Source organism: Pseudomonas sp. Sample_24, assembly GCF_004307605.1.
In the GTDB taxonomy this organism is placed as follows: domain Bacteria; phylum Pseudomonadota; class Gammaproteobacteria; order Pseudomonadales; family Pseudomonadaceae; genus Aquipseudomonas.
This window is the reverse complement of sequence record NZ_RCNW01000062.1, coordinates 1-5941: the sequence shown is the minus strand read 5'-3', so window position 1 is coordinate 5941 and position 5941 is coordinate 1. Positions and strand designations below refer to the sequence as shown.

At 60.4% G+C, this 5941-nt stretch carries 4 protein-coding genes; 1 reads left to right on the top strand and 3 read right to left on the bottom strand.

Features of this window, described 5'->3' with window-relative positions; translation table 11 throughout:
• Window positions 1–288 precede the first annotated feature (288 nt).
• Genes hemL through D8V06_RS02800 form a run of 3 tightly spaced genes read right to left on the bottom strand, consistent with a single transcriptional unit; the run spans window position 289 to window position 3041 of the window.
• Window positions 289–1572, bottom strand: coding sequence for a glutamate-1-semialdehyde 2,1-aminomutase (gene hemL / locus D8V06_RS02810; RefSeq protein WP_130930400.1), 1284 nt, complete (start codon window positions 1570–1572; stop codon window positions 289–291).
• Between the two features lie 15 nt (window positions 1573–1587).
• Window positions 1588–2211, bottom strand: coding sequence for a thiamine phosphate synthase (gene thiE, locus D8V06_RS02805; RefSeq protein WP_130930399.1), 624 nt, complete (start codon window positions 2209–2211; stop codon window positions 1588–1590).
• Window positions 2212–2243: 32 nt separating this feature from the next.
• Window positions 2244–3041 (bottom strand): hydroxymethylpyrimidine/phosphomethylpyrimidine kinase, encoded by a 798-nt coding sequence (locus D8V06_RS02800; RefSeq protein WP_130930398.1) that lies wholly within the window; start codon window positions 3039–3041, stop codon window positions 2244–2246.
• Between the two features lie 389 nt (window positions 3042–3430).
• Here D8V06_RS02800 and D8V06_RS02795 point away from each other — a divergent pair, with 389 nt between their 5' ends.
• Window positions 3431–5815, top strand: coding sequence for a hybrid sensor histidine kinase/response regulator (locus D8V06_RS02795; RefSeq protein WP_130905822.1), 2385 nt, complete (start codon window positions 3431–3433; stop codon window positions 5813–5815).
• Window positions 5816–5941 lie beyond the last annotated feature (126 nt).

The window sequence follows — 5941 nt, the reverse complement described above, 5'->3', positions numbered from 1 at the left end:
GCGCGAGCAGGGGCTGAAGGAGCAACAGGCAGCCCAATGCAAGGGTGCGGCCGGTGCGGTTCATGGGAATCGACTTACCTCTGAAGGGCGCGCGGACCCATCGAGGGGATCCAATAAGCGCGCATTATGAAATAAGCAGGGCCAACCTTACAAAGTCTTTACTCGTTTTTCTGCTGCGCGGGGAATATATCGCCCACTTGCGGGGGATTATTAGCAGATGAGCAGGCAAAAGGGCAGGAGTGCAGGTGAAAGCTGACGCCGGCATTGGCCGGCGTCAGTACGACAATGTTACTTCAACGCAGCAAATGCGCGCTCGGCGGCATCCAGTGTCAGCTTCAATTCGGTTTCGCCGTGGGCGATCGAGGTGAAGCCTGCTTCGAAGGCGCTCGGCGCCAGGTACACGCCACCTTCGAGCATCAGATGGAAGAAGCGGCCGAACAGGGCGGCGTCGCTGGCCATCACGTCATCGAAGGTCACGATGTCGTCGGCGCCGCTGAAGTACAGACCGAACATGCCACCGGCCTGGGTGGTCACGAACGGAATCCCCGCGCCATCGGCGCGCACTTGCAGGCCATCGAGCAGGCGCGTGGTGTAATCGGTCAGCTCGGCGTGGAAGCCCGGGCGGCTGATCAGGCGCAGGGTCGTCAGACCTGCTGCCATCGCCAGCGGGTTACCCGACAGCGTGCCTGCCTGGTAAACCGGGCCGAGCGGAGCAATGCGCGACATGATTTCGCGCTTGCCGCCAAAGCACCCCACGGGCATGCCGCCACCGATGATCTTGCCGAAGGTGGTCAGGTCCGGCGTCACGCCGTAGTAAGCCTGGGCACCCCCGAGGGCGACGCGGAAACCGGTCATCACTTCGTCGAAGATCAGCACTACGCCGTGCTTGTCGCACAGGCTGCGCAGGCCTTCGAGGAAGCCCGGAGCCGGAGGCACGCAGTTCATGTTGCCGGCCACAGGCTCGACGATGATGCACGCCACGTCCTGGCCGACTTCGGCGAGCATGGCCTCAACGGCATCGATGTCGTTGAACGGCAGGGTCAGGGTGTGTTTGGCGAACGCTGCCGGCACACCGGCCGAGCTCGGCACGCCTTGAGTCAATGCGCCGGAACCGGCCTTGACCAGCAGGCTGTCGGAGTGGCCGTGGTAGCAGCCTTCGAATTTGATGATGCTGTCACGACCGGTAAAACCACGGGCCAGACGAATCGCACTCATGGTCGCTTCGGTGCCGGAGCTGACCATGCGCACCATTTCCATCGACGGCACAAGGGAGCAGACCAGATCAGCCATCTGGGTTTCCATCTCGGTCGGCGCGCCATAGGACAAGCCGTGCTCCAGTTGCTTGCGCACTGCGTCGAGCACGTCCGGGTGGCTGTGGCCGAGAATCATCGGCCCCCAGGAACCAACGTAATCGACATAACGCTTGTCGTCTTCATCCGTGACGTAGGCACCTTCGGCGTGTTTGAAGAACAGCGGCGTGCCGCCGACGCTCTTGAACGCGCGAACCGGCGAGTTCACGCCACCGGGAATGTGTTTCTGGGCATTGGCAAACAGGGTTTCGGAACGAGACATGTGTGGACTCTCAAATCAGATTTTCAGTAATTCATTGAATGCGCGGGCGCGGCGAGTCACTTCAGCCGTGCTTGCCGCGCCGAACAGGCCATGCACTACGGCCAGCAGATCAGCCCCGTGGGCCACCAGCGGAGCAGCGTTTTCCAGGGTGATCCCGCCGATCGCGCAGATCGGCAGATGCAGTTGCTTGCGGGCCTGGTCGAGCAGCTCGAGGCTGCAGGTTGGTGCGCCGGGTTTGGTGTTGGAGTTGAAGAAGCGGCCGAAGGCGACGTAACTGGCGCCCTCTTTAGTGGCTTGCTCGGCCAGTTCGATTTGCGCGTGACAGGTCGAGCCGATGATCGCTTTGGAGCCGAGCAATGCGCGGGTCGGCGACAACGGGCCATCGGTCTGGCCCAGATGCACGCCGACGTTCAGGCGAGCGGCCAGTTCGGCATCGTCATTGATGATCAGCCGGGTCTTGTAGCGTTCGCACAGCCTGCGCAAGGCTTCAGCCTCGCGCAGGCGGCGGGCCTCGTCGTTACTCTTGTCGCGGTACTGCAGCAAGGTGACGCCGCCTTCCAGCGCCGCCTCCACGTACTCAAGCAATTTACCGCGCAGAAGATCGCTGTCGGTAATGGCGTACAGGCCACGTAGTTTCATCAGGCAAGCCTCAGCGCAGTACTCATTGAAAGTTACGAACAAAAATCCAGTGGCAAGCGACGCGGCACAAACTGTCCTTTGCCCAACTGCTCGGCATCACGCAGGGTGCGCCATGTGTAGTTAAGCGCGGTCTGTACGGCACTCGCGAGGTTTTCGCCCTGCGCCAGACGACCGGCAAGGGCGCTGGCCAGGGTGCAGCCGGAACCGTGATAACTGCCCGGCAGACGCTGGCAGGTGTAGGTTTCGCGCAGACCGTCGCGGGTGTACAGGCGATTGTGGATTTCAGTTTCGTCGCCATGACCGCCGGTGATCAGCAGGTGTTTGACGAACGGCAGCAATTTCTCAGCGCACTGGTCCGCGGTGCCTTCAGGCAGTTCGGCGAGGATGCGGGCTTCGGGAAGGTTAGGGGTGGCGATGATCGACAGCGGCAGCAGGCGTTCGCGCATGGCGTAGCCGACTTCATCCTTGCCCAGTCGTCCGCCGCCGCCGGCGCGCAACACCGGGTCGCAGACCACTGGCAGGTGCGGGTGCGCTGAAAGCAGTTCGACCACGGTGTCGACCATTTCCAGGGAACCGAGCATGCCCAGTTTGACGGCCGCCACTTCGGAGTCGTTGAGCACGGCATTGGCCTGGGCCAATACCCACTCACGGTCGAGGACGCGGAAATCAGTGACATTGACGGTGTCTTGCACGGTCAGGGCGGTGACGGCCGGAGCCGTATGGCAACCCTGAGCGAGCAGGGCTTCGATATCTGCCTGCAAGCCGGCGCCACCACTTGGGTCGTGGCCGGAGAGACAGAGGACAACGGGGCGAGAGCTGTAGATATTCATGGTGCGCGAGCTTACCACCAAACATCTTTTTTCGGGTGTGGCGACATAATCTGCCGAGAGCGCTTGCTCTCGCTCGGCTGCGCAGCCGTCGTAGTGTTGTGCGATAGGGTGTCGCTGGCAGAATATTTCAGGGCTGCTTCGCAGCCCAGCGGGAGCAAGCTCCCTCGTCACAAATAGGTATCTGACCAAGTCAACAGCTCTATCTCAATAATCTTCGCTGGAACGCCCGTTCTAGAGCCTTTGCAGGAAATATTTCTGTAGTGCTCAAAGGCCATCAGCGGCTATGCTAGAGTGGATCCAAACAAATAACAGGCAACACCGGTTTTACGTCTACTCAAAAGGAATGGGGGGCTTCCTGACAGAACCGGACAGGCCACGCTGGGGCATAAATGCGCTATTTGCTGATGTTGCTGTTGTGTTTGCCCATTTTGGCGAACGCCGTCGAATTCGATGAGTTCACTCAAAGCCTTCCCCTGGGCCAATCCCTGCAAGTGTTTGAAGACGCGGACGGTCAGGCGAGCATTGCCCAGGTGCGCGCGCAAGCGGCGGCCGGCCACTTCCAGCCTCATGACAAAACTACGCTCAATGCCGGTTATTCGCGCTCGGTGTTCTGGCTGAAGATCGACCTGCAATACCGTCCGAGCAACCCGTCGGCGCAACGTACCTGGCTGCTGGAACTGGCCTATCCCCCCCTCGATCACCTCGATCTGTATTTGCCCGATGCTGCCGGCGACTATCAGTTGGTCAGGCAGACGGGCGATGCCTTGCCGTTCTCCACTCGTGAGGTTCGCCAGAACAACTACCTGTTCAACCTGGACTTCACTCCCGGCCAGACGCAAACCGTTTACCTGCGCCTGCAAAGCCAGGGTTCGATCCAGGCGCCGGTCACGTTGTGGTCGAGCACCGCCTACCTCGAAGAGCAGCCTGTGCGACTTTATGTGCTGGGGCTGATTTACGGCGTGTTGCTGGGCATGCTGGTCTACAACCTGTTCATTTACCTCAGCGTGCGTGACACCAGTTACCTCTACTACATCTTCTATATCGCTTCGTTCGGCCTCTATCAGTTGTCGGTGAATGGCGCGGCTGTGCAGTATTTCTGGCCAGACAATCCCTGGTGGGCGAATGCCGCGACGCCGTTTTTCATTGGCTGCGCGGGGTTGTTCGGCAGTCAATTCGCGCGCAGTTTCCTGCAGACAGCCACCCACAGCCGCTGGCTTGACCGCATGCTGCTGGCGTTGGTGGCGTTCAGTGCGCTGGTGGTCGGGTTGTCGCTGATGACCAGTTACGCCCTGGCCCTGCGTCTGGCCACAGCGCTGGCATTGACCTTCACCGTCGTCATCTTCGCCGCAGGAATATTTGCCTGGCTGCGCGGGTTGCGGGTGGCGCGGTACTTCATCATTGCCTGGTCGGCATTTTTGCTCGGCGGTATCGTCAATACGATGATGGTGCTGGGGTATCTGCCGAACGTGTTCCTGACCATGTATTCCAGCCAGATCGGCTCTGCCATCGAGGTGGCGCTTTTGTCCCTGGCCCTGGCAGACCGTATCAACGCCATGCGCGAACAGCAGGCGCAAACCCTGTTAGACGCGGGGCAAAAGCTTGAAGTGCTCAACCAGCAATTGGCTCACAGCAACAAGCTCAAGGACGAATTCCTCGCGACCTTGACCCACGAGTTGCGCACGCCGATGAATGGCGTGATCGGTTCGCTGGAGTTGATGCAAACCGTCGAGATGGACCCGGAGCTGGAGCAGTATCAGCAAACCGCTTCCGGGTCGGCGCGCGAAATGATGCGCATGGTCAACGGCATCCTGACCCTGACCGAGTTGCAGGCCGGCAAGCTCAAGGCGACGCCGTCGACCTTCAGTTTGCGCGGCGTGGTCGAGGCGTTGCGTGTGCAGTTCGAGGGCAATGCGTCGAGCAAGTCGCTGGACTTCAAGGTCGATGTGGCGCCCGGTGTGCCTGATCGTTTGCACGGTGACAGCGCCAAGCTGGCGCAATGCCTGGAATGCCTGCTGGATAACGCCATCAAGTTCACCCGGGTGGGCGGGCTGGCATTGCGGGTATCCGGGAAGACGGTCAAGCCCGAACGGTTGGCGTTGTCGTTTGCGGTGATCGACACCGGTATCGGTTTCACCGATCTGGGTGAGGCGACGATGTACCAGCGTTTTTTCCAGCTCGACGGATCGATGACCCGTGAATACGGTGGTCTCGGGGTCGGCCTGGCGATCTGTCGGCAACTGGTCGAATTGCTTGGCGGTCGACTGACTCACCGTTCGGAGCCGGGGCGTGGCAGTCGCTTCCAGCTCGATGTCGAGTTCGAAGTGCCGGCGACAGAGCGTCCTTCAACACCTGCCAAGGCCCCGGATCTTGCGCGTCTGCGGCTGCCGCAGGACTGCACGGTGCTGTTGGTCGATCACAACAACGTCAATCAACTGGTGATGCGTGGCATGTTGCTCAAGCTCGGATTTCGGGTGCGCACCGCAGACAGCGGCAGCTCCGCGCTGGATTTTCTGCAACGAGAAACCGTTGATGCCGTGTTGCTCGATCATGAGTTGCAGCCGATGGACGGCGTATCTGTCTGCTGCCAGATCCGCGCTTTGCCGGGTTGCTCGCAGTTGCCGGTTTTCCTGATTGCCCAAGGAGTGGATCGCGAGCGTTGCCCGACCGGTGCGTTGATTGATTACCTGAGCAAACCGGTGAAATTCGAAGACTTGCAGGTGGCGCTCTACCGCCGGGTGCTCTGTTCGCAACAGGGCGAAAGCGCCGACAGTTAGGCAGATATGACACTTTTTTCAGCCGGGGGGCGGTGCTTAACTGAAATCCCTTGGCTGACCAAAAGAGCCCTGTCATGAACCTGCATCAGTTCGCCGAAACCCACGAAGTCACCAACCAGCCACCGT

Bases quoted from the DNA above. Each gene is read 5' to 3' on its own strand.
- hemL (WP_130930400.1), bottom strand. From the start codon at position 1,572: ATGTCTCGTTCCGAAACCCTGTTTGCCAATGCCCAGAAACACATTCCC.
- thiE (WP_130930399.1), bottom strand. From the start codon at position 2,211: ATGAAACTACGTGGCCTGTACGCCATTACCGACAGCGATCTTCTGCGC.
- D8V06_RS02800 (WP_130930398.1), bottom strand. From the start codon at position 3,041: ATGAATATCTACAGCTCTCGCCCCGTTGTCCTCTGTCTCTCCGGCCAC.
- D8V06_RS02795 (WP_130905822.1), top strand. From the start codon at position 3,431: ATGCGCTATTTGCTGATGTTGCTGTTGTGTTTGCCCATTTTGGCGAAC.